This window comes from Candidatus Woesearchaeota archaeon, assembly GCA_026394965.1.
Lineage (GTDB): Archaea > Nanobdellota > Nanobdellia > Woesearchaeales > 0-14-0-80-44-23 > JAPLZQ01.
The window spans coordinates 1-20,697 of record JAPLZQ010000008.1 but is presented as its reverse complement, the minus strand read 5'-3'; the positions used below and the strand labels follow the sequence as shown (position 1 = coordinate 20,697).

Below are 20,697 nucleotides of genomic sequence, written 5' to 3'. Positions count from 1 at the left end.
GCTTATTTTGACATGCTCACAAGGGAAATTGACATGACATTTGACCAGTCCTCATCTCATTTTGTTGTTTACAAAAAAGACGGGATGATTCCGATTTCAACAATACGGGTTGTTCCCAAGGAAAAGATAAGGCTTCCTGTTGAGTTTGGAATCCTTCCTGACAGCTCTTTTTATGAGGTCAAAGACAAAGACAGCTCAGAGATAAGCCACACTGCAAACCTGACAACTGACAAGGCAAAAGAAAAAGGAGTTTCTTTCAGGACTTTTGCGGAATCATTGAAAATGATTTTTTCAGCTGCTATAAGATATAACATTTCAAATAAAATCGGGAGCGTGGTTCTTACATATGATGAGAATGATATCAAGCTTGAGAACCTTTATCTAAAGCTCGGTTTTAAAATGTCAGATGCAAGCGTAGGATATCCCGGCTATCCTAAGAGATATACTGTAATGTCAATGAACATAGCGGAATCATTTGAAAATGCAATCAAAAGCGACAACAAAACCCAGGCAGCAATAATAAGTGGGATTATGAATGACCCGCTTAAGACATTCATGCTTGTCCACGATGCAATGTTTGCTGCTGTTCCTTCTTACAAGAAAATGTATGAGGAGATTGTCTCAGAAATTGAGAATCGGGACAGCGGGCTTGAGAGAAAGCTTGTTGTGGATATGCCTGTGATGACAGGAAACCTCTCAAAGATGCTTGCAGAAAAGTATGATATTACTGGTGTTGAGCTCTCAAAGGACGCTCTTATTCTTGCAGAGGATAAGGCAAAGGAAGCTAATCCTGATGTTAAATACTTAAAGATTGAGGCAAATGTAGTTGAAGGAGTTCCAATAGAAAGCGGTTCTGCTGATTATGTCACCTGTGTTAATCTTCTTTATGCATTGAAAGAGCCGGAAAAGGCGCTCTCTGAGATTTACAGGATTCTCAAGCCAGGCGGCTATGCTGTGATAACAAACTTCAACGAGAATGTTCTTCTTCCTGAAGACGAGTTCATGAAAAGAATAAACGAAAATTTCAGCCCTGAAGAATCAAAGGATGTCAAATTCTGGAAGGACTCCAATGATATTGTGAATATATCTTCAGATATAATAAGAGAAAGCTATTTTTCAAAAGAAGCCCTTTGTTCAAAGATAAAGGAAGCTGGATTTGAAGTTGAAACTATACGGGAAACTTTTCTCGGGAACAGCTATCTCGCTGTTGCAAGAAAGAATTAAATCATTATTTTTCTGGCCTTGTTTCAAAGTAGCAGAACTGGGATTTGCCCTGCATTACACACTGAGTCTCTAAAGTAGAAAGATTTCTTCCATAGAAAGCCTCAAGGATTCCGTTTACAAGCCCAGTCATAAAGCAGTCCTTTGGGTTCTTCTGCAATCCGAATATCTTGGAGTAATGAAGAGCAAAATTGTGCTGGGAAAGCTTTACCTGCGATAAGTTGCCTTTCTCATCTGCTCTCATCAATTCGAGATGCCCAAACCCGAAAGACTGCCATTCTGAAAAAATTTTGTTAAGCTCGCCTGCTGAATTTGGCTTTTCTTTCAGTATTTCCTTTGCAAACAGTTCTCCTGCCTCATAAAGTATTTTTTCAGATTCCTTTCCAAAAAGCTCTTTGAATGTTTCTATGAAAATGACGCAGGTGTCCATTGGCATGCTCATCCCATCAACATTCAGCAGGTAGAATTTGCCGCTTTCATCAAATCTCACTTTCTTTGTTTTGAAAAAGTTTGAGGCAATCGCCCCGTAATTCATGCTTGACTTTGCGAGAGTGTTAATCTGGAGCTTCTTAAGTAGCCCTTTGTAATTTACATCGTCATTTGGGAACTGCGATTTAATGGAAGGGTCCTTGAGGTTCCATTTTTCCTTTCCCTTTATCTCAAATACGCAGTGAGAATCCCCTTTTGAGATGCATTTTGTCTCAATTCCAACAAGTTCTTCCCCTAAAGCTGCTTCTGTTGCGCCTGTCACAAGCCCTCTGAGATAGTGGTCTGAGAACTCTCCGCTTTTTCCGTAAGAGAGCATGTAATTCTGCATGTATGGGTTTGCTACAGATTCTATGATGACTTCCTTTTTCTTTTCATCTGCTGAAAACTTTACTGTTCCAACTCCTATCATTGCGGTCTGCTGCCCGAAAAGCTCATACATTCCTGAAACGCTCTTAATCCCATATTTCCTCATAAATAGCATTGTTCCATTGTATCCCTGAAGCTTTCCTATGTAGTAAAGGGCGTCGCTTGCCTTTTTCCCGAATTTCTCCTCAAAAAAATGCTGTATAAATGCAGTAACCTTGTAAGGGAAAAACATCATCCCTACATTCCATATCCTGAATTCCCCGTCAGAAAATGTGAGGGCATTCAAGCCGATTAATTTTGTTATTAAATTAAGATTTATTGCCATTACTCCCTCTTTTTAAAAGAAAATTAATTTAAAAAATATTTATTTCTCTTCCAGGCTGTGTATTATTATCCCGCTCTTTGCAATTTCAACTGGGTGGATGTCCTCATCGTTTCTTGTCTGCCTCATTTTTCTTACGATAAGGCTCCTTGAGTATGAACCGCCCAGCCCTTCAAATGTTATGTGGATAAGGCCGTCTGTAAGGAACTCTGCGAGAGCGTTCTCAGGGAAAGCCCCTGATTCAGTTGCCTCAGATACAAGCAGTTTAGTTGTGCTCTGCAAATCCTTCAGGTTGTCTATGAAAGTGTAGATGAACCTCTTCACAATCATTTCCCCAATTATCGGCGGCGAGAAGAACACATCCTCTTTCAGCACATCCTTTACAGTGAGCTCCTGGTGGGTTGCGTATATCGGCGCGTTTATCGCAAGAGTTGAGATTGAGTCAATCACAAGCCTTTTTATTCCATCTTTTCGGCAGAGCTTTATGATTTCTCCTGCTGTCTCAGCAGTTATGTCTGAAACCGGAATTGCTAAGATTTGAATCTTTTTTGCCCTCTCAAGCTTCCCAAAGTCCCATCCAAACTGCTTTGCCTGTGCCTTGATTTCTTCTGCCCTTTCCTCAAACGATACATAGAGCCCTTTCTCATTAAACTTGGTTGCTCCGTTATATAGGAATTCCAATGCGAAGATTGTCTTTCCTGTTCCGGGATTTCCTGTGAACAGAACTGACGAGCCTTCCACTAGTCCGCCTTCGACAAGTTCATCAAATCCCTTTATTCCTGTTTTGCACTTCATAATATCACCTTTTTTTGAATTTCATCTGGTTTTGATTGTGAATTCGCAGTATGCGCTTCCTTTTAGGACGCATGCCTTCTCCTCGCAGTCGCAGTCTGAATCAAAGATTGAGGAGAATATTCCTGCAAGAATGCCTGCTGCGAGCATGCATGGAGTTTTCTTTTTTTCAAGCGCATTGACTAGCGCAACTGCATTGTCGTGAATTCTTACTATTGAGCGCTTCTTAATCATGTCAAGGTCTTCAACCTCAATGCTCCCTATCCCAATTGTATCAAAGAAGTTTTTCAGCATCACTATCATTTCTGCCTTGCTGTTTCCTACTTTCCTTGTGAACCTATCTATCTCCTCTTTCATGCTCTCTTTTGCTATTGAATAAACCTTTTCAGGCGCCATCTCCTGAATTCTTGCAAGCATTAATGAGGGAAGCATCAATTCGCGCTCTTCCAGAACCTCAACCCTTCCGCCCTCTATCATGAACTCTCCGGAAAAGAGGAGCTTTTTTATGAATGCCGAAAGCATGGGTAAAACACAAAAGGTTGTTTTTTAAATAACTTTCGGAATATGGAAAAATCATAATTAAGAAATCATATCTTTCCTATTTCAGAGATTGAAACTGCTGTCTCTTTCCCTGTTTCCATGTTCTTTATCCTTAGTTTCCCGCTTTTTATTTCGTCTTCGCCTATCACAATCAGGTTTTTTGCCCCTATTGAATCAGCGTATTTCATCTGCTTGGAAAAGTTCCTTCCCATGAGGTCTGTCTCGCAGGAATACTTTTTCCTCAGAATCTGCGCAATCTCAACTGCCTTTGGATTAAGCGATTCTGATGTTGAGGCAACAAAGAAATCCAGATTCTTAGAAAGTTTTGGAATCATGTTCTTCTTCTCAAGGAACAGTCCAAGAACTACATCTCCCATTGCATACCCAACGCCTGGGCACTTTTCGCCGCCAAAGAGCGAGACAAGGTTGTCATAGCGCCCGCCGCCTGCAATTGCCCTGAACTCCTTTTCGCAGTCAAACACCTCAAAGACATTTGCAGTGTAGTAGTCAAGCCCTCTCATAAGGCTCAAGTCAACCCTGCAGTATTTCAGGAATCCGAATGCTGAAAGGTATGAGAGCATCTGCTTTAATTCAGACATGCCCTGCTTCCCTTCAGAATCAAGAGATTTCTCATCAATCTTCTCAAAATAATCTGGAGAATCAAGGATTTTCATGAGCAGAGAAAGCTGTTTAGTTGAGAGCCCTGATTCAGAGAGCATTGCTGAAAACTCTTTCTCCGGCATCTTGTCTCTCTTGTCAATAAGCCTGCATAACATCTTGATTTTTTCATCTGGAATTCCAATAGAAGAGAGCAGGGATTTCATGAGTTTCCTGTTGTTTATCCTTACATAGAAGTCTTTTTCAGAGAGCCCGAACTTCAGCATGATTTCAACTGCTGTTGCAGCAACCTCTGAATCAGCTGATATCTCTTCTGTTCCAAGCACATCCAGGTTAATCTGCCAGAACTCCCTCAACCTTCCTGACTGGGGCTTTTCATAGCGCCAGAACCTCTGGATTGAATACCATTTTATCGGCTTTGGAAGCTCTTTTTGCTTCTGCGAAACCATCCTTGCAACAGTTGGTGTCATCTCAGGCCTTACTGCAAGCTTTCTTTCTGACTGGTCAGTAAGAGTGTACATCTGCCTGCCTATCTCTTCGCCTGACTTCTCCTGCCAGAGCTCAATCGGCTCAATCAGAGGGCCGTCTACTTCCTCGTAGCCGTACCTCTCAGCAACTTCCTTCCATACTCCGAAAATGAAGTTCTGGATTCGCTTTTCCTCAGGGTAAAAATCCCTTGTGCCCCTTACTTTCTCGATTTTCATGATATATGCCGATAAAATATGCCGGTTTAAAAATTTTTGCTAAGAAAGATGCAAATAAGAAAATCATAAAAAAGATTTCATTGGAACAGCTGCTTCAGCATTGAGTCAAGCTCGCGCTCCTCATCATTAAGCGTCTTGACATATGGCCACAGCGCAAGTATAAGGATGCATAATCCCATAATAACCATCATGTTGAGCATCTGCTGTGTCAGGAGATTGTTGACAAACCCGATTACAGCAGCCATTATGAAAACGAAATACATGAGAATTCCCATCCCAAGTATCATTGTAGCCCTGCTTCTCCTGAGTTTTGAAAGCTCAATTCCAATTACTATTGCTTCTTTTTCAGCGTCTGAAACCCTTCTCATTGGAAGCATCTTGATATTCTGCATCTTAATGATTTGCTTCATTTTAACCTCATCTGTAGCTATTTTCCTTTGATAATACGATTATCCCCTTTTCAGTTATCTTGAAGGGAATTACCCCCTTTGCATGGTCAGTCCTTCTCATTTTCATTATTCTAAAAGCCCTGTCCCCTTCCCCGCCAAGCCCGCTGTAGTAAAATACAATCACGCTGTCAGACACAAACTCCTCAACTCCGAACCTTGAGAGCGAGTTGGATGGGCTTCCAAGGGCTGTGTCCCCGACTATCTCTGAAGTGAGAATTGTTGTGCAGTTAAGCCTTTTCAGCTGGGATGCAAAAGTATAGAGCTGTTTTCTGACTTCATACTCGTCCTCAAGAGCCATCCCGAAGACGCTTGTTGAGTCAATCACAACCCTCTTTGCATTCTTGTCTGTGATTTGGGAAATCAGCTGGCTCTGGAAATCAGAAATGTTATAAGGGTAAACATAAATGAAGCTTACCCTTTCTTCTTTTTCAAGCTTGTCAAAGTCCCAGCCCATTGCCTTTGCGTCATCCTTAAGGTCAGAAAGGTCCTCTTCCATTGAGATGAATAGCCCGCTTTCCCCTTTCATTGCCCCGTTGTAGAGGAACTGCATTGCAAACAGGGTCTTCCCTGTTCCAGTTCCCCCTGAGAGCAGATTTACTGAATTAGGCAGGAATCCCCCTCCAATCATAGAATCAAAGCCAGGTATGCCTGTTGCAACCCTCGCTGAACCAGAAACGCCAGTGCCCTTTCTTGAATCTGCCATCTATCCACCCCTTTTTTTTCTAAACCCATTTATTGCAAGAGTTATATTTAAATCTTTTCCAATAATAACAGGAAAAATCAGTCCCTGATGCGCCCAACTATCTCCCCTGAAAGCGAGAATTTTCCTGCACCTGTTATTTTAACATCAATGAACTGCCCGAAAGCGTCCCCGATTTTCCTTCCAAAGTAGTTCCTGTATTTTTCCGCCTTCACTGAAACAGGCTTGTAGAATTCAGTCCTTCCGATGAAATTTCCGTTTCCCAAATCATCATCAATGAGGACAGAGCTCTGGGTTCCAATCTCAGCCCTATTTTTTTCAACTGCAATCTTTGAGAACTCAATTGTCAGGATTTTTGAGCGCTCCTTTGTCTCGTTTCCGTTTATCTGCCCTTTCATCTGAAGCGCTTCTGTGCCTTTCATAGCCCAGAATCTTGAGATGTTCAGGAAATCAGGTTGTATTTCCTTCACAAGATTGACTGATTCCATGAACTGCTCCCTTGCCTCACCTGGAAATCCGCATATTATGTCTGTGCTCAGGGTTATTTTGGGAATTTTCTTCCTGAATTCAGAAATAATCTCCCTGAAATCATCTGAGGTATACTTCCTTCTCATTCTCTTAAGCACTTCATCGCTCCCTGACTGCACAGGTATATGTATGAACTTGAAAACCTTGTCTGAGCGGAATTTGGGAATTAAATCATCAAGCACAGGCATTATGCTGTCTGGATTCATCATCCCTATTCTTGTCCAGAATTTTCCGGGAATACTGTCAATTCCCTTCATAAGCTCAGGAAGGGCGCTCTTTTTCTGTTTGTCAAGCATGTAGGTTGAGTTGTCCTGCGAGGTTATCCAAACCTCCCTGCATCCTGATTTCACGCTTGCTTTAATCTCCTTAAGGACGCTTTCCATGGGATATGAGAAGAGCTTTCCCTTTGCAATCTTTACAATGCAGTATGCGCAGTTTCCAATGCATCCCTCGCAAATCGGGATAATTGCAATTGCCGGGTTTTTTCTCTCCCGGGGAAGGGAGAGCTTAATTTCATTTGCGTATCCGGTAATTTCAGCGCTCTTTCCTTTAATGATTTTTTTAACAAGGGATGTTATCTCTCTTATATGGTGGCTTCCGAGAAAAGATGCATTTGGGGAAACTGCAAGCGCCTCTTCCTTCTCAACATCGGCAAGGCATCCTGCCACAATAATCTTTTTTTCTGGAAATGTTTCGGAGAGGAGCTTTATTCTTCTGAGCATTGCGTGCTCAGTCGGCGCCTTAACTATGCAGGTGTTTATGATGATTATCTGCGCGTTCTTTGGGTTCTCAACATTTATGAGCCCTGCCTTTTCAAGCAGCCCTGCAATAATCTCCCCGCTCGCGGTGTTTGCAGAGCATCCGTAATTCTCAATGTAAAACTCCATTGCATCTGGAATCTTCCCCTTATTTAAAAAGTTTTAGAATAAAACTGAAAAGAAACTTTACTCAACGCTTTTTGCGACTTCCCTGCCGCATTTCTCGCATCTCAGAATCAGGTATCTCGTGTCAGATACATTTTCTTCTCTAACCTTCACAAGCTTTCCGCCGCACATCTGGCATTTGCTTTTGTCAGCCATATGCAATAATACTCTTCCTTTCTTTATAAATTTTTTCCATTAAAAGAGTGAATAAAAATCATTGCAGAGTAGAAAATCAGAAAGGATAATATAGCAAGATGAAAAAAACAATTTTTCAGGAAAAGGGAAAGTTTTATATTGATGGCCGGCTTTTCTTTCGCTGAAATAAGCGCATCAGTAGAGAAGTTCAAGCGGAAAAAAGGGTGATTGCTTATGGATGTTGCCGGAAATGCAGAGGACAGCGGGAGCATGCAGCTTGGGGGTAATATTGAGCTTATAGGTTTCTCAGATATAGACAAGGCGCAGCTCGTTGTAGTGAAGAAGATGGTTGGCAATTATGCCAAGAAGTTTTCTGAGATGGTAAAGAATTTTGAGAAGCTCAGCATTGCAATGAAGGAGATTCACAATGTTGAGAAGCCAGGGAGCTATGAGATTAATGCAAAGATTATGGCTGAGGGAAGGCCGATTAACTCAAGTGTTACAGACAGGAATCTCTTCTTCGGGATTGACAAGGCGCTTAAGGTTGTTGAAGAAATGATTAAGAAATAGGCATTGGATTTTTTCGTTTTTATTTTTTTATAATTATCTTTAAGAGGCATATTCTTTCTCACAAGAATTAAATATTTTAAAATAAAAAAATAAAAAGGTTTTTTGCATTTATGCAATATTACCACTCGTCTTCATCGCCGCCAGACTCTTCATCCTTGTCTTCATCCTCAAATGTGTCATCGTCGTCTTCTCCATAGAATTTCTCATTTCTCATTTCGTCTGCACCTCCCCGCAGGACTAATGCGGATTTGATAACAGCATTGCCTCTGAACTTATCTGCAAGATTATGGCTTTTTAGGCCCCAAGAAAGATTTGTGAGTTTCAATTTTAGAGAGCTTTTGTTTTTATTTGAATTGATAAATTAATTCTGATAAACTGATTTTTGCAAACCTTAATTCGAAGCCCTATAGCAGGATTTATTCTCGGTATCTCCCGCTGTTCCCTGCCTAAATTCTAATCCATATTTAAATTTATCCTTTGATTTTTGGCAGGGCAAAGGGAGTTTTTATCCCATGCTTAATTCTGGAATTGCCGAAAGAAAGATTTATAAAGATGCAGGGCAGGAAAATCAAAGGGGTGGTCAAATGGAAGCAGAGAAGTCCATAGTGAACCTCTGGCTCAACAGCAAGGGTTTTTTCATAATAAATGACATAAACGCCGGAAAGAGCGTAATTGACATTCTCGCAATAAAGTTCTCAGATGGAAAATCAGATAAGGTAAGGCATGTTGAGGTCAGCTGCTCGCTGAAGGGCGAGCTTCCCGCAAGCGAATACCAGAGAATCTTTGAGAGCGCTGAAGTGAAGAAAAAGATTTCCAAGGTGCTTCTGGAGTATGTCGGAGGCAGTGTTGAATATGAAAATGTGCTTGTGACAAATGCGAAAATCCCGAGGGAAGCCCTGCACGACATCACAATAATTCCCTTCAGCAAGGTTCTTTCAGAGGTGATTTCAAGCGTTGACAGCCAGAATTACAGGAACACTGTCACAAGGAGCATTCAGCTCTTCAAGTATATTTTCCTTAAACCCGAAATGATAAAGAACATCGGCGGGAAGCGCTTTGAGAAAGCGCTGAAAAGCATAGCGATAAGCGGGATTGACAATTCAGAGGTTGTCAAGATTGCTGCAGGCGACGAAATGCTGTCTGAAAAGGTTCTCAGAAAATCAGTCCTTAGAAAAGAGCCGAAAAAAATGGCGCTTCTCATGAAAAAGATGTTCTACGGCAATGCAAGAAAGGAGCTTGTGGATGAAATAATAACACCTGAAAAGAGGGCTAAAGCAGCTGAAAAGCCGATAAAGGATAAGTCCCTTAAGCTTTTCTACAAGTAAGCATTAAGTGAGCATTTTTTTATTTATGCTAAAAAACGGCACACCGTTTTTGGCATCCTAAAAATTCGCGCTCAGTGGATTTTTATGATTTTCGGGAAATTTCATTATCCTTCCGGAAAAATCCTTCTGCATAAGGAGCACTACCCTGCTGTTCTCCTTCTCATCAATTATTTTGTATCCTGAATGCCTGGCAATCTCCTTTGAGAATTCCAAAATCTCGGAATGCCGGGGCATGTTCTCAATCTTGAGGCGCTGCCGAGAGTAGCCTACATACATGTATGCCTTTGCCTCGACAAAAAGCGGATTTGCAGTTTTTATCAGTTCAGCGTATTTTTCCGGCGAGTGCATGTTAAGCCCCTTTACTAAAGTCATCCTTATAACCGTCCTCGTTTTACCGCGCAGTTCAGCCATTATTTTAAGGGATTGTGATAATCTGCTCCAGGCGTCCCTAAAAACAGGTGCAGCTGTTTTTTTGTATGTTTCCTCGTCAGGTGCGATAAGCGAGATGTATAATTGGGTGGGAAGATTTTTCAGGCTCTTTATTTTTTCAGGGAACTGCCCGTTTGTCACAAGGAATGTTGTCTTGCCCTTTTTGTGGAGGAGCCCTATTAACTCGTCAAGCTTCGGGTAGGATGTGGGCTCTCCTGCAAGGGAGATTGCAAAGTGCATCGGCTCCATTGACTCCCTTACCTTCTTCTGGTTTGCCTTTGCGTTTCCTGGAAAGCCTGAAAGCAGCTTTCTCTGCCCTTCAATGCATCCCTTTATTATTTCCTCTGGCTCATCCTCCGCTTTTTCCATCATTGCGCCTGATGTAAGCTCAACTGCCCGCCAGCAGAAAAGGCAGCTGTTCGGGCAGTAATCCAGCGCAGGAGTCATCTGGCAGCAGAGATGGCTTCTTATGCCGTAGAACTTCTGCTTGTAGCAGAAATCCTCATCCCTGAGGGACTTCTTTGTCCATGTGCATATTTTCACAGCGGAATTATTCCCGACAATCCCGTAATTCTGCTTTTCAAGCATCTTTTTGAGCTCCTGCTTAACCATAATTGCTGGAATCCCTGCACAATATAAAAATCTTTTCAGCCAACTGATAAAAAGAGGCATAAAAAAATATTGGAAAAAAAATCAGAGAATGATGCGATAAATTAGTTCAGAAAGATTTGTATTCCTGCTCAACAAGGCCTCTTATCTCTTCAATCTCTTTTGAGCCTGCAATCCTGACTTTAAGGCTCTTTGAGCAACTTTTGAGGAAGCTCAGGATATGGATTTTTGCCTGGATAAGGGAAAGATTGTATTTTTTCTGGAGTTCAAGGTATCTCTTCACACACAGAATCTTCTCTTTTTTCTCATCAATGATAAGCTCCTCTCCTGTCTTGAGGTAGTGCCTTATCTCCCTGAACAGGTAGGGCTTGGAGCAGGCAGCGCGCCCAATCATTATTGCATCGCATCCTGTTTCAGAAAACATCTTCTCTGCGTCTTTCGGATTCTTAATGTCGCCGTTTCCAACAACGGGGATTGAGACAGAATCCTTTATCTCTCTCATTGATTTCAGGTCAATCTCTCCTGAATAAACCTGGTTCTTAGTCCTTCCGTGCACTATTATGAAGTCAAGGTATTTCTCAGCAAGCCTTGCTATCCTGAGGTGTGGTTTTTCTTTCATGTGCTCAAGGTTTATCCCGAGGCGCATCTTAACGCAGGTTGGAAGATTTGAAGTGTCATGCATTGCAGAGAAAAGCTCCTCAATTATCTCCATCTTGTCAAGGAGAAATGCCCCTGATTTCTTGAGCTTCGGGCAGCCGAGATTAAGGCATATGCTTGATATGTTGCTGAACTGCCCTCCTGCGCTCTTTATTTTTTCAATTGCCTTTTTCAGCATCTCAGGGCTCGGTGTTATAATCTGCAGCCCGGTTGGGACACTTTGGTCAAAGAAGTCAAGCTCCCTGTAATGGGTTATGTCCCTCCCGAAAATCTCGTGCGCGCTCACCATCTCTGAAAAGGTGTAGTCTGCGCCGTAGGAAAATGAGATTGTCCTCAGCCCAATGTCTGAATAATTAGCCATGGGCGCAAGGAACAATCCCTGCCTGAAAAGATTTTTTGGAAGCATTAAATGGGTAATTTCGCCTATCTTCTTATGCTTTTTGCTTCAGGCTGCTTTTAAGGGATTTCAGGACTTTCTTTTCCGTTTTCAGCTCTTCATTGGCTTTAAGTATTTTTGAGAAAGCATCCTTAACACTGCTCCTTCCGCTTTTCTTATACGCTCTTATCTCTTCAATGCAGAAGAATGCGCCTTCAGCTGCTGTTGCAATGCAGAATCCCACTGCGCCTCCCCTGAATTGCATTGAGTTCTCAAAGTATTTTTCTCCTAAAAATGCAAGAAATCCGCCTAGCCCCATAAAGCCTGCTGAATAAGCGCCCATTAGTCCTGCTCCTACAAGGGGATTCAGCTTTTCAAGCTCATTAAAAAATCTGGTGTAAGCGATATTTCTCTCAGATTTCAGGGCATCAATTTTGCCCTCTTCGGCATTCACTGAATCCTCTATGCTTTTGTAAAAGTGATATGTGCCGTCAGGATACTGCACGTTTTTTCCGCATTCATTTTCGTTTTCAATGCCCTGATTAGAATTTGCCTTTGAATAAACGCCCGAATCGGGTGAAGAAATAATCTTTTCAAGAACCAGTTTTTCCATTGTGCTTAATATTCCTCTTTTTATTTTTTCAAAATGGTTTTTTGCAGGCTTGATTCCAATAAAAACAAAAAGCGCAAAAAACGTAGTGCCAGAGATGAATAAGTATTTAATAATTATGATAATGAAATTTCACGCGGAATTCAGGCAAAGCAAATATTTAAAAAAAGGTTTGATATTTCCATTTTAAGGTGATGGAAATGAGGATTGAATACAGGCATTTCAGGCTTTTCATAATTTTTGCAATGGCGCTTCTTCTGTGCGGAATGGCTTCGGGCAAGTCATATTCCCTGAAAAAAGCAGAGATTGCAATGGCTGTTTCTCCAGACGCAAGCATCCAAGTGAATGAAACAATTTTCTTTATGTTCTACGGCAATTACAGCTTTGCCTACAGGACCTTTGAGTTTGACAGGGAAAAGATAGAGAACATCAGGGTTTATGAGATGAAGGGCTCAAATCTTTCTGATGTAGAGTACAAAATAACCAGCAGGGGCTCAGGTGAAATTGAAGCAAGATGGTTCTTCTCAGCAAGCGATGAGGAGAAGACATTTCTTATAAGCTATGACTTGAAGAATGCGCTTACTGCCTACAATGATGTTGTTGATTTTAACTGGAAAATCTGGGGGAGCGGCTGGGAGCGCGAGCTTCATGAGATTTACGGGAAATTCATTCTTCCGGGAGAAATAATTGATGGTTCAGATGTGTATGGCTGGGAGCATCCTGAGCTTTACGGAAAGATTGCAATGTCAGATAACAGGACAGTGATATATCAGGCATTTGATGTTCCTGAAAACCAATGGGTTGAGATTCACATTGCATTCCCAAGAAGCATACTTCCCAATGCAGAATATGCAAAAAAGGTTAATTCAGACGGCTTGGAGAGCATAATAAAAAAAGAGGATTCCTACATTAAAAAGCCCCTTACCGGAGTCCAGCTTATGCTCCTTCTCACTCTTCCAAGCGCGTTCATAATACTGCTTTTCATAGAATTATACCTTGTTTTCGGAAGGGAGCCGAAAGTTAAGTATGACAGGATTTATGAGAGGGAAATCCCTTATGATTATTCCCCTGCAATACTGGGCGCCCTGATTAAGCAGCATGACAGAAAGCCAAATTCAAATGATTTCACAGCAGTGATGCTCAATCTCTGCATGAAGGGCTGGCTGAAGCTGAATATAATTGACAGAAAAAAGGTTCTCGGAATCTTCGGAGGCAAAAAGGATTATGAGTTTGTATTTCAGGAAAAGGGAAAATCAGCCCTTACAAAAGAAGAGAATCTTGTGCTTTCAACAATCCGGGAATATTCAAAGAGGGGCGCTCTCTCTTTTTATCAGATGATTAAGGAAATAGGCATGCGCCCAAATGAGTTCAGGAAAAAATTCTCAAAATGGCAGGAAGAATCTTCGTCTGAAGCAGAGAAGATGAACTTTTTTGGGAGTCCAAACCTTTTCTGGCTCTTTTTCGGGATATCAGCAGTAATGGCTGCAATTGGAATTATTTTAACTGCGAAGGAACTGATGGGTGCAGGATTTTTCATCGCCTTTATTGTAGGAATATTCATTAATTCTGTATTCCGCGGGGCTCTTCCCAAGCGGACTGAAAAAGGGGCTCTCCATTATAAGAGATGGATGCTCCTGAAAAAATACCTCTCTGATTTCAGCGCAATGAAAGAGCACCCTCCTGAGTCAATTGCAGTATGGGAAAGATACCTTGTGTATGCAGTGTCTCTTGGCGCAGCAGACAATGTGGAAAAAGCAATGAAAATCATCCTTCCCAATAAGAAAGTCCATTCAACAATATTTGTTGGTGGAGCAAACTACCATTCATTTGGAGCTTCAATGGTTGCAGCAACAGCCCACTCATTCAGCTCTGCATTTGCATCTGCAGGCTCAACCTCTGGCTCAGGCGGCTTTGGCGGGGGCGGCGGAGGGGGTGGCGGCGGCGGAGGCGGAGGGGCGGGATAAGTCCAATTACAGATGCTTCATGATCATAAAAATCCGATGAGAGCATCCTACTCCGCACTAAAGTGCGGAGTTTGATCGGACGCTCTCTGATTCGCGGATTTTTAGGATACAAAAAGGCGCTGTATCTCGCAACTACAGTAATGAGTTTTAGCGCCTTTTTTGTATAAAAAACGTTATAAAATAGATGATTTTGCATCAATAAGAGAGGCTGTGAGAAGAAGATATTTCCGGCTTCAGAAGGAAAATTCAGAAATGCCTTCTTTTGTGATAATAGACTGAGGAAAAGGACAAAGGAGATGTTGAAATGAAAAGTTTTGGATTTACAAAAGCTGAAAAGATTTTATTGGCAATAATCATATTTTTAGCGCTGGTTCTGGCTTTCTTATACCTGAGTGAGAATATTAAAGAAAGGGCAAAAATAGGAGAGAAGGAAGAGCTTTACAAACTCTATGAGAACCGCTCTTATTACATGCTGAAGATATCAGAAAACAGAAAGCTTGTGTTTGAATTTGTGCCAAACTATGAATCAGTCTATTACGGGGATGCAATAAAAATCAATGGAACTCAGATAAATATAAACGGCGATGGGTTCAGGGACAGAAATTTCTCAGTTGAAAAACCGAATGGCATTTATAGAATAATCGCCCTCGGCGACTCTTTTACTTTTGGAAGCGGAGTTGAGCTGAATGAGACATATTCCAAAGTTCTGGAAACTGAACTGAACAAGGGAAAATCAAATTTCTCTTATGAGGTTCTCAATATGGGCGTCATTATATACAGCACTGAAAATGAGGTTGAATTCCTAAAGGTAAAAGGATTGAAATACAGCCCGGACATTGTCATGGTTGGCTATCTTCCAAATGATGTTGAGAATATCACACGGCTTAATGATATAAAATACCACTTAAGCGAAGAATTAATTAAAAAAGGGCAGGAAATTGACATATTTACAAGTGAGATTCATACACCTGCAACTATCGAGCTTCATAAGGAGATGGAAGGCAAAAGCTTTGATGAAATTTTCAGAATAGTGAAAATTCCCCTTGAAGAATTGAATACCCTTTCAAAGGACAATAAGTTTAAGGTTGTTATAGTGTATTTTCCCGTTGAAGGATTTTTTGAAGCTGAAAAGCAGAGAGAAGAAGTGGAAAGGACATCATTGCAGAATGGCTGGTGCTTCATAGACCTTACTCAGTTATACAGTGAACAGGATTTGTATTCGCAGGTATTTGGAAAGGAAGACAGGCATCCCAATGCATACGCCCATAAAATCATAGGTGAAGAAATAGCAAAAAAGATAAAAGAGTGCAATCTCCTGCCCGAGTGATTGTAAAATTTCTCTCTTCATTTAAGCCCGCTGATTCGCTTGACTTTGAATCTGCAATAAAAATAAGAGAGCACATGAAGCGGCTGCAGGCAAGAATAGATTCATCTAATACTTCAGATAGTCAATGACTGACTGAAGAACAGGGGTTGCCTTGATTTCTTTGTCAGAAGTTCCAATGTTCTTTCTTCCCTTGAAACATTCTGCTTTTACAATTCCGCTTTCAATTAATTCTTGAACATCTACAAGACATATTTCCCTGTCAATCGGAATATAACTCCCGTTTTTGGATTTGTAAACTTCTGTGTCAAATGGAACTGCGCTCCTAAAGTCAGCGTCGACATACATAATTTTAAGCAGGTCTATTCCTGCTGTCCCAGGGTCAATCCCCAGAATACATCTGGTTTCAGAGATTTTTTCTTTATTGAAATAGACAACTGCCTTTGCAGGAAGGTTATCTTCCAATGATGCCTTTACTTTTTTTATGCGATAATTGCACTCTTTTCCAAAATACCTTGAAAGTGAATTTGCAACAATATCCTTTGAAAATGATAATTTCTTCATCACATCTGGAACAAGTATTTCTCCGTCCTGAATATAAGTTATCTCTTCTATTCCCTCGCGGAATATTGCTTTTTCTGGGTTGAGAATCTCATTTTTTCCTGCAGAAAGCCCTGAAGGGATTGTGAAATAACCAGGGTAACTTGGAGCAGCTGAGTCCCTGTATATCAGAGATGCAACCCCGTTTCTATCAATGCTCATTAAACCGCCTGAAGCCCATCTTATCCCTGAATCTTCATTGCACAGCTCAACAGAGCCAGATTTTCCTGACTGAAGGGAAAAAATCTGCTCGTTTATGAAATCAGAACTTGCTGAGGATTCAATTATCTTTCTTGCATCCCTGTCATAGGCGCAGGGGCAATCATCTGTAAGATAAGCTTCAAGAACTACCTGCTTTTTTTCTGCCCTAAGGACAGCTCTTTCAAGCCTTGCTATCATAAACTCGGGCTTATTAATCCTGTCGCATTCCCCGAATTTTACAAATCCCTTGCCTGAAAATCTTTCCATGGCGCAAGAATAAGATTAATACTTTATAAACTTTTCGTTTTGTTACCACTTATTAGTTACTAATAATATTAAGTTCGGAGGGTTTCCGAAGGAACACCCTCTTTGACTAGTTTTGATGCAGCTTTTGTAAAATAATTGGTTACGCTCGATTAATACAAAAAAATTGCACAGCAATTTTTTGTACAAGAAACAAAGAAATTCTAAAAGAATTTCTTGTTCAAGAAATGTATGACATTTCTTTGAATGCAAAGCATTTCTTTGTACGCAATGTGGAGCACAAGGCTCCACTACCGCGAAATCAATGCAACTTTGATATCGCGGTCATGTGGCTTTATGCCACCTTTCTTTTTAGTGCAGCTTTTTTTAAAAGCTGCGGGGGAAGGGATTTGAACCCTCGAACCCACTAAGGGACTAGGCCCTGAACCTAGCTCATTTGACCAGGCTTTGGTACCCCCGCGAGAATACAGAGAAGTTGAAAACGTTCCCTAATAAATCTTTTGCTTTTAATCAATAGAAAAAGTAAATTAATAATAATGTTAATAAAGTTTTTTTTAATAAGAAGGACACAGATCATACTGATGAACTAAGATATGGTACGCATGCTTTTTATCGACATTTATTACATCTTCGAAGGTTATGTACTCTCCAACACCGGATATTGAACCACCGAAGAACCAGGATCTAAAACTGTCTCCCTTATATTTCCTGCTAAGATAAAGTCGTGTGCGGCTAAATGATTCAAGCGCCTCTTCTGCTTCTTCATCTGATTCTGCGCCACCCAGATTCTTCAAGGTTTCGACAAGATTGTCAATACTTTTAGTGGTTTCTCTAGACCTGCCAAGCACATTATTCGCGAGCACCATAACCCCTTCCTCAATTTTTTCCCTTTCCCAGTCTTCTGGAAGCTTGTATACATCAGAATTGTATTCTAGATGAGTTATTCCAATTTTTGTTAATATTTCATCTACAATTTTATTGTACATTACCATTTTTTTACCCCAAAAAAGCATTTGAACTGGACATTTTTTACTACGCAATGCCAGTTATAATTATTGACTACTTAATATAAAATTATTGACGATTTAACCTGATAGGTCTTCTCATATTTTTCATTGAATACGTTTGTAAATTTTAACTGATGCTCCAAAAAAATATGCAGCAGACCTGTGTACGTTAATCCCTTGTCTATTATTTTTTCTGCAACTTGTGCATATTCTTCTTCTGTTCTGGTTTTATCCAATGTTTTTATTGTGTTAACAATATCATCAAGACTCTTAAATACTGGTTTACCAAATATTCCTTTTCTTGGCCCAATTAAGTTCTTGGCAAGAATATGTTCTCCGTTATTAATCCAGTCGTATGCTGTATGATAGTCGCTCATCCTTGAATTCTGTTGCGCGATGTTAATCATAGTTTGTTTATACAATTCATTTTCCATTTTTTTACCCCAAAAAAGCATTTGTTGTCTCTAAGTTGGAAGTACTGATATTTAAGCTTTTCGTTATTTTACTACTTATAAGTAATTATTATTTTTATGCAATAATTTTATATGGCAACTTTTTTAAACCGCTCGTGCTTTAGCCGGAATTAATGGCGGAAAAACCCTTTGTTGCGGAATTTGCAGGCCCTCCCAAATCAGGCAAGTCAACTATTATTGAAAGGATAAAATACCTTATCCCGCTGAGCATTTCAATCATAAAGGAAGTTTCCCTTGACTGCCCAGTTGAGAAGAAAAAGACCCTGAAATACATGGAATGGTCTGCCAATGAGATAATAAACCGGCTTATGTATTCTGAGGAGATTATAAAAAGGCAGATTGTCCTTATTGACTGCGGCATTGTGAGCCAGCTTGCGCTTCTTGAGGCGTTCATGATTTCAGGGAGGATAAGGGAGAATGAGATTCAGAATTACAATTTCATAAGGGAGCATCTGCAGATGAATCTCAGAAGGGAAAATATTCTTTTTTACATAAAGATGAACCATGACAAAGAGCTTTCAAGGATAAGGGATTACAAGATTCCGAGCGGCGCGATAATAAACGGGGATTTCCTCCTGAAGTTCAACATGGCTTATGAAAAGATAATTTCTGAGCTTAAGTCGGAAAAGCAGATAAAAATTTTTGAAATAAACGGCGAGCTTGAGCCTGAGAAAAACGCTGAGTTCGCAAAAGATAATTTGATAAGGGAATACCGCAATTTTATTAAAAAGAGATGAGGTGCTTATTTATGAAGGGAAGTTTTGGCAGAATGCATTTTTTGATTCTTACAATTTTAGCAATAAGCGTGTCCTCTTTTGGATGCACAAGCAGTAATGGGATAAAATCCGGAGAAAGGGTGCGCCTTGAGACAAATATGGGCGATATTGTTATTGAGCTCTACCCTGACATGCCTGTTACAGCGGGAAATTTCAAGAAGCTTGCAGAGGATGGTTTCTATAATGGGGTAATATTTCACCGAGTAATGAACGGCTTCATGATTCAGGGAGGAGACCCAACTGGGACAGGATACGGCGGCCCGGGCTATTCAATAAAGGACGAGTTCACCACCCACAATAAAAACAGCCGGGGCACAATAGCGATGGCTAACTCAGGCCCGAACACAGGCGGAAGCCAGTTCTTCATAAACCTTGTGGACAATACTCATCTCAACTCAAAGCACCCTGTCTTCGGCGAGGTTGTGCAAGGTATGAATGTTGTTGACGCAATTGCAGGTGTTCCTGTCAATTCCGCGAACAAGCCGCTCACTGAAGTGAAGATACTCCGTGCTGAAATTGTGCGATAGGTTTTTAATTATTTTTTTAAAAATTTTCTGTTTATTACGAATTGAAAAATTTTATAAAGTAATTGCTCCAGAACAAATGAAAATGCAGAAACAAATCCCAGACCAAGAGAAAAAAGTGTTCTCAAAATTCAGGAGCCCTTATGACATCCAGCTTTTCCTGAACAGCATTGCGTACAATTCGAAGGAAAAATGCAAGTCTCCTTTTGAAGTGATGAAAGAGAGGAGCGCAAACTGCCTTGAGGGCGCGATATTTGCTGCAGCTGCGTTGAAATTCCTCGGGTACACGCCTCTGGTTCTTGACATGAGCGCAGAAAACGACGACGATCATGTGATTGCGGTTTTCAGGAGAAACGGCTGCTACGGCGCTGTTGCAAAGTCAAACACAACAGTTTTAAGGTTCAGGGAGCCGGTCTACAAGAGCATAAGAGAGCTTGTGATGTCTTATTTTGAGGTTTATTTCAACATCTTGGGCGAGAAGACGCTTAGGACTTACTCGATGCCGATAAGCCTTGATATGTTCAGCACTTACAATTGGATTTCCACAAAAAAAGACCTGAACATCATCGGCGATTATCTTTACACAATAAAGCATTATGACATCCTTACAAAAAAGCAGAAAGAAAATCTTTCTCCTGTTGAACCGCTTCTTATACGGGCATGCTTTCTGGACGCAGTTAAGAAAGGGATTTTCAAGCCAAAAGAAAAAGGAAAAAAAGGCGGAAGAAGCGGGAACAGAAAGATTTAGAACAGAGTTAATCTTCAGCATAAAAGTTTCTTTCAGAATTGGAAACGCACTCAAGCATCATTCTCTTAAACTTCTTTTTTGTGCTGTAATCCCTGACAACAGGAACCGGCTTTTTTGTGTAAGGGTCTAACCCCGTCCAGTACATGCAGGTTGAGACGCTCATTGGTGTTGGGGTGAAGAGCTGAAACTGCTCGATATTTGAGAGCTTTTTTGCATTTGAAACCAATTCTTTCATGGTTTCCTCATCTTCCCCAGGATGTCCTATCATAAGGTAGTATTTCAGGAACTGCCCTTTTTCCTTGTTTATTGAGTTAAAATATTCATAGAATTCCGAAAATCCGGGAACGTTCTTGTTCATTAATTTCAGGACTTTTTCAGAGAAATGCTCAGGCGCAATCTTCAATGAGCCAGAGATGTGGTGCTCAGAGATTTCCTTAATGTAATCCTTGCTTC

The 20,697-nt window shown here is 40.8% G+C and carries 25 protein-coding genes, 1 tRNA gene and 1 pseudogene; 10 read left to right on the top strand and 17 right to left on the bottom strand.

Translation table 11 applies throughout. The features are described from left to right. Positions 1-1,224 (top strand): class I SAM-dependent methyltransferase (locus NTV63_00395; GenBank protein MCX6709403.1); only part of this gene is annotated, 1,224 nt, incomplete at its 5' end. A 4-nt stretch (positions 1,225-1,228) separates the two neighbouring features. Here NTV63_00395 and NTV63_00390 read toward each other — a convergent pair. The 8 genes from NTV63_00390 to NTV63_00355 form a co-directional block, all read right to left on the bottom strand. Further along, positions 1,229-2,401, bottom strand: coding sequence for a 4-vinyl reductase (locus NTV63_00390; protein ID MCX6709402.1), 1,173 nt, complete (start codon positions 2,399-2,401; stop codon positions 1,229-1,231). 39 nt (positions 2,402-2,440) lie between these two features. Beyond that, positions 2,441-3,193 (bottom strand): AAA family ATPase, encoded by a 753-nt coding sequence (locus NTV63_00385; GenBank protein MCX6709401.1) that lies wholly within the window; start codon positions 3,191-3,193, stop codon positions 2,441-2,443. 21 nt (positions 3,194-3,214) lie between these two features. Next, a complete protein-coding gene (locus NTV63_00380) occupies positions 3,215-3,712 on the bottom strand; it encodes a hypothetical protein (GenBank protein MCX6709400.1) in 498 nt (165 codons plus the stop codon). A gap of 65 nt (positions 3,713-3,777) precedes the next feature. Further along, on the bottom strand, positions 3,778-5,052 hold the full coding sequence (gene hisS, locus NTV63_00375; protein MCX6709399.1) for a histidine--tRNA ligase: 1,275 nt from the start codon (positions 5,050-5,052) through the stop codon (positions 3,778-3,780). 77 nt (positions 5,053-5,129) lie between these two features. Further along, positions 5,130-5,462, bottom strand: a complete 333-nt coding sequence (locus tag NTV63_00370) for a hypothetical protein (GenBank protein ID MCX6709398.1) — start codon at positions 5,460-5,462, stop codon at positions 5,130-5,132. A gap of 7 nt (positions 5,463-5,469) precedes the next feature. Beyond that, entirely contained in the window at positions 5,470-6,204 is a 735-nt protein-coding gene (locus tag NTV63_00365; protein ID MCX6709397.1) for an AAA family ATPase, read from the bottom strand. A 77-nt stretch (positions 6,205-6,281) separates the two neighbouring features. After that, entirely contained in the window at positions 6,282-7,616 is a 1,335-nt protein-coding gene (locus NTV63_00360; protein MCX6709396.1) for a tRNA (N(6)-L-threonylcarbamoyladenosine(37)-C(2))-methylthiotransferase, read from the bottom strand. 57 nt (positions 7,617-7,673) lie between these two features. Next, complete coding sequence (locus NTV63_00355) at positions 7,674-7,808, bottom strand: hypothetical protein (protein MCX6709395.1); 135 nt, start codon at positions 7,806-7,808, stop codon at positions 7,674-7,676. A gap of 213 nt (positions 7,809-8,021) precedes the next feature. Here NTV63_00355 and NTV63_00350 point away from each other — a divergent pair, with 213 nt between their 5' ends. Continuing rightward, a complete protein-coding gene (locus NTV63_00350; GenBank protein ID MCX6709394.1) occupies positions 8,022-8,357 on the top strand; it encodes a hypothetical protein in 336 nt (111 codons plus the stop codon). Positions 8,358-8,475: 118 nt separating this feature from the next. Here the strand turns inward: NTV63_00350 and NTV63_00345 are convergent, their stop codons facing one another. Then, positions 8,476-8,682 carry a hypothetical protein gene (locus NTV63_00345; protein ID MCX6709393.1) on the bottom strand — a complete coding sequence of 69 codons (207 nt, stop codon included), beginning with the start codon at positions 8,680-8,682 and terminating at the stop codon, positions 8,476-8,478. Positions 8,683-8,941: 259 nt separating this feature from the next. On the opposite strand from NTV63_00345, the gene NTV63_00340 reads away from it, so the two are divergent. Next, positions 8,942-9,682 carry a hypothetical protein gene (locus NTV63_00340; GenBank protein ID MCX6709392.1) on the top strand — a complete coding sequence of 247 codons (741 nt, stop codon included), beginning with the start codon at positions 8,942-8,944 and terminating at the stop codon, positions 9,680-9,682. A 57-nt stretch (positions 9,683-9,739) separates the two neighbouring features. Here NTV63_00340 and twy1 read toward each other — a convergent pair whose 3' ends face one another. The 3 genes from twy1 to NTV63_00325 form a co-directional block, all read right to left on the bottom strand. Continuing rightward, a complete protein-coding gene (gene twy1, locus NTV63_00335) occupies positions 9,740-10,723 on the bottom strand; it encodes a 4-demethylwyosine synthase TYW1 (protein ID MCX6709391.1) in 984 nt (327 codons plus the stop codon). A 106-nt stretch (positions 10,724-10,829) separates the two neighbouring features. Then, positions 10,830-11,783, bottom strand: a complete 954-nt coding sequence (locus NTV63_00330) for a tRNA-dihydrouridine synthase family protein (GenBank protein MCX6709390.1) — start codon at positions 11,781-11,783, stop codon at positions 10,830-10,832. Between the two features lie 25 nt (positions 11,784-11,808). Beyond that, a complete protein-coding gene (locus NTV63_00325; protein MCX6709389.1) occupies positions 11,809-12,366 on the bottom strand; it encodes a hypothetical protein in 558 nt (185 codons plus the stop codon). Positions 12,367-12,557: 191 nt separating this feature from the next. On the opposite strand from NTV63_00325, the gene NTV63_00320 reads away from it, so the two are divergent. The 4 genes and pseudogenes from NTV63_00320 to NTV63_00305 all read left to right on the top strand — a co-directional run bounded on the left by NTV63_00320 (position 12,558) and on the right by NTV63_00305 (position 15,782). Continuing rightward, positions 12,558-14,327, top strand: coding sequence for a DUF2207 domain-containing protein (locus NTV63_00320; GenBank protein MCX6709388.1), 1,770 nt, complete (start codon positions 12,558-12,560; stop codon positions 14,325-14,327). A gap of 183 nt (positions 14,328-14,510) precedes the next feature. Beyond that, positions 14,511-14,603, top strand: a pseudogene (locus NTV63_00315) (hypothetical protein). 28 nt (positions 14,604-14,631) lie between these two features. Then, positions 14,632-15,654 (top strand): SGNH/GDSL hydrolase family protein, encoded by a 1,023-nt coding sequence (locus NTV63_00310; protein MCX6709387.1) that lies wholly within the window; start codon positions 14,632-14,634, stop codon positions 15,652-15,654. Further along, positions 15,651-15,782: a hypothetical protein gene (locus tag NTV63_00305; protein ID MCX6709386.1), complete on the top strand. Its 132-nt coding sequence runs from the start codon at positions 15,651-15,653 to the stop codon at positions 15,780-15,782. Before NTV63_00310 ends, NTV63_00305 begins: the two co-directional genes overlap by 4 nt. Here the strand turns inward: NTV63_00305 and NTV63_00300 are convergent. The 4 genes from NTV63_00300 to NTV63_00285 all read right to left on the bottom strand — a co-directional run bounded on the left by NTV63_00300 (position 15,760) and on the right by NTV63_00285 (position 18,157). Next, positions 15,760-16,719: a hypothetical protein gene (locus NTV63_00300; GenBank protein MCX6709385.1), complete on the bottom strand. Its 960-nt coding sequence runs from the start codon at positions 16,717-16,719 to the stop codon at positions 15,760-15,762. The two genes, NTV63_00305 and NTV63_00300, sit on opposite strands and share 23 nt — an antisense overlap. Positions 16,720-17,090: 371 nt before the next feature. After that, a tRNA-Leu gene (locus NTV63_00295) sits at positions 17,091-17,176 on the bottom strand. 94 nt (positions 17,177-17,270) lie between these two features. Continuing rightward, the gene (locus NTV63_00290; protein MCX6709384.1) at positions 17,271-17,708 is read right to left on the bottom strand and encodes a hypothetical protein; all 438 of its coding nucleotides are present in this window, start codon (positions 17,706-17,708) and stop codon (positions 17,271-17,273) included. A gap of 71 nt (positions 17,709-17,779) precedes the next feature. Continuing rightward, a complete protein-coding gene (locus NTV63_00285; GenBank protein ID MCX6709383.1) occupies positions 17,780-18,157 on the bottom strand; it encodes a hypothetical protein in 378 nt (125 codons plus the stop codon). A gap of 152 nt (positions 18,158-18,309) precedes the next feature. Between NTV63_00285 and NTV63_00280 the strand changes: the two genes are divergently transcribed. From NTV63_00280 to NTV63_00270, 3 genes are all read left to right on the top strand, one after another. Beyond that, positions 18,310-18,933 carry a deoxynucleoside kinase gene (locus tag NTV63_00280; protein MCX6709382.1) on the top strand — a complete coding sequence of 208 codons (624 nt, stop codon included), beginning with the start codon at positions 18,310-18,312 and terminating at the stop codon, positions 18,931-18,933. Positions 18,934-18,944: 11 nt separating this feature from the next. Continuing rightward, positions 18,945-19,499 (top strand): peptidylprolyl isomerase, encoded by a 555-nt coding sequence (locus NTV63_00275; protein ID MCX6709381.1) that lies wholly within the window; start codon positions 18,945-18,947, stop codon positions 19,497-19,499. 76 nt (positions 19,500-19,575) lie between these two features. After that, positions 19,576-20,244, top strand: coding sequence for a hypothetical protein (locus tag NTV63_00270; protein ID MCX6709380.1), 669 nt, complete (start codon positions 19,576-19,578; stop codon positions 20,242-20,244). 7 nt (positions 20,245-20,251) lie between these two features. On the opposite strand, the gene NTV63_00265 is transcribed toward NTV63_00270, so the two are convergent. Further along, a partial coding sequence (locus NTV63_00265; GenBank protein ID MCX6709379.1) for a DUF3362 domain-containing protein occupies positions 20,252-20,697 on the bottom strand: 446 nt, incomplete at its 5' end.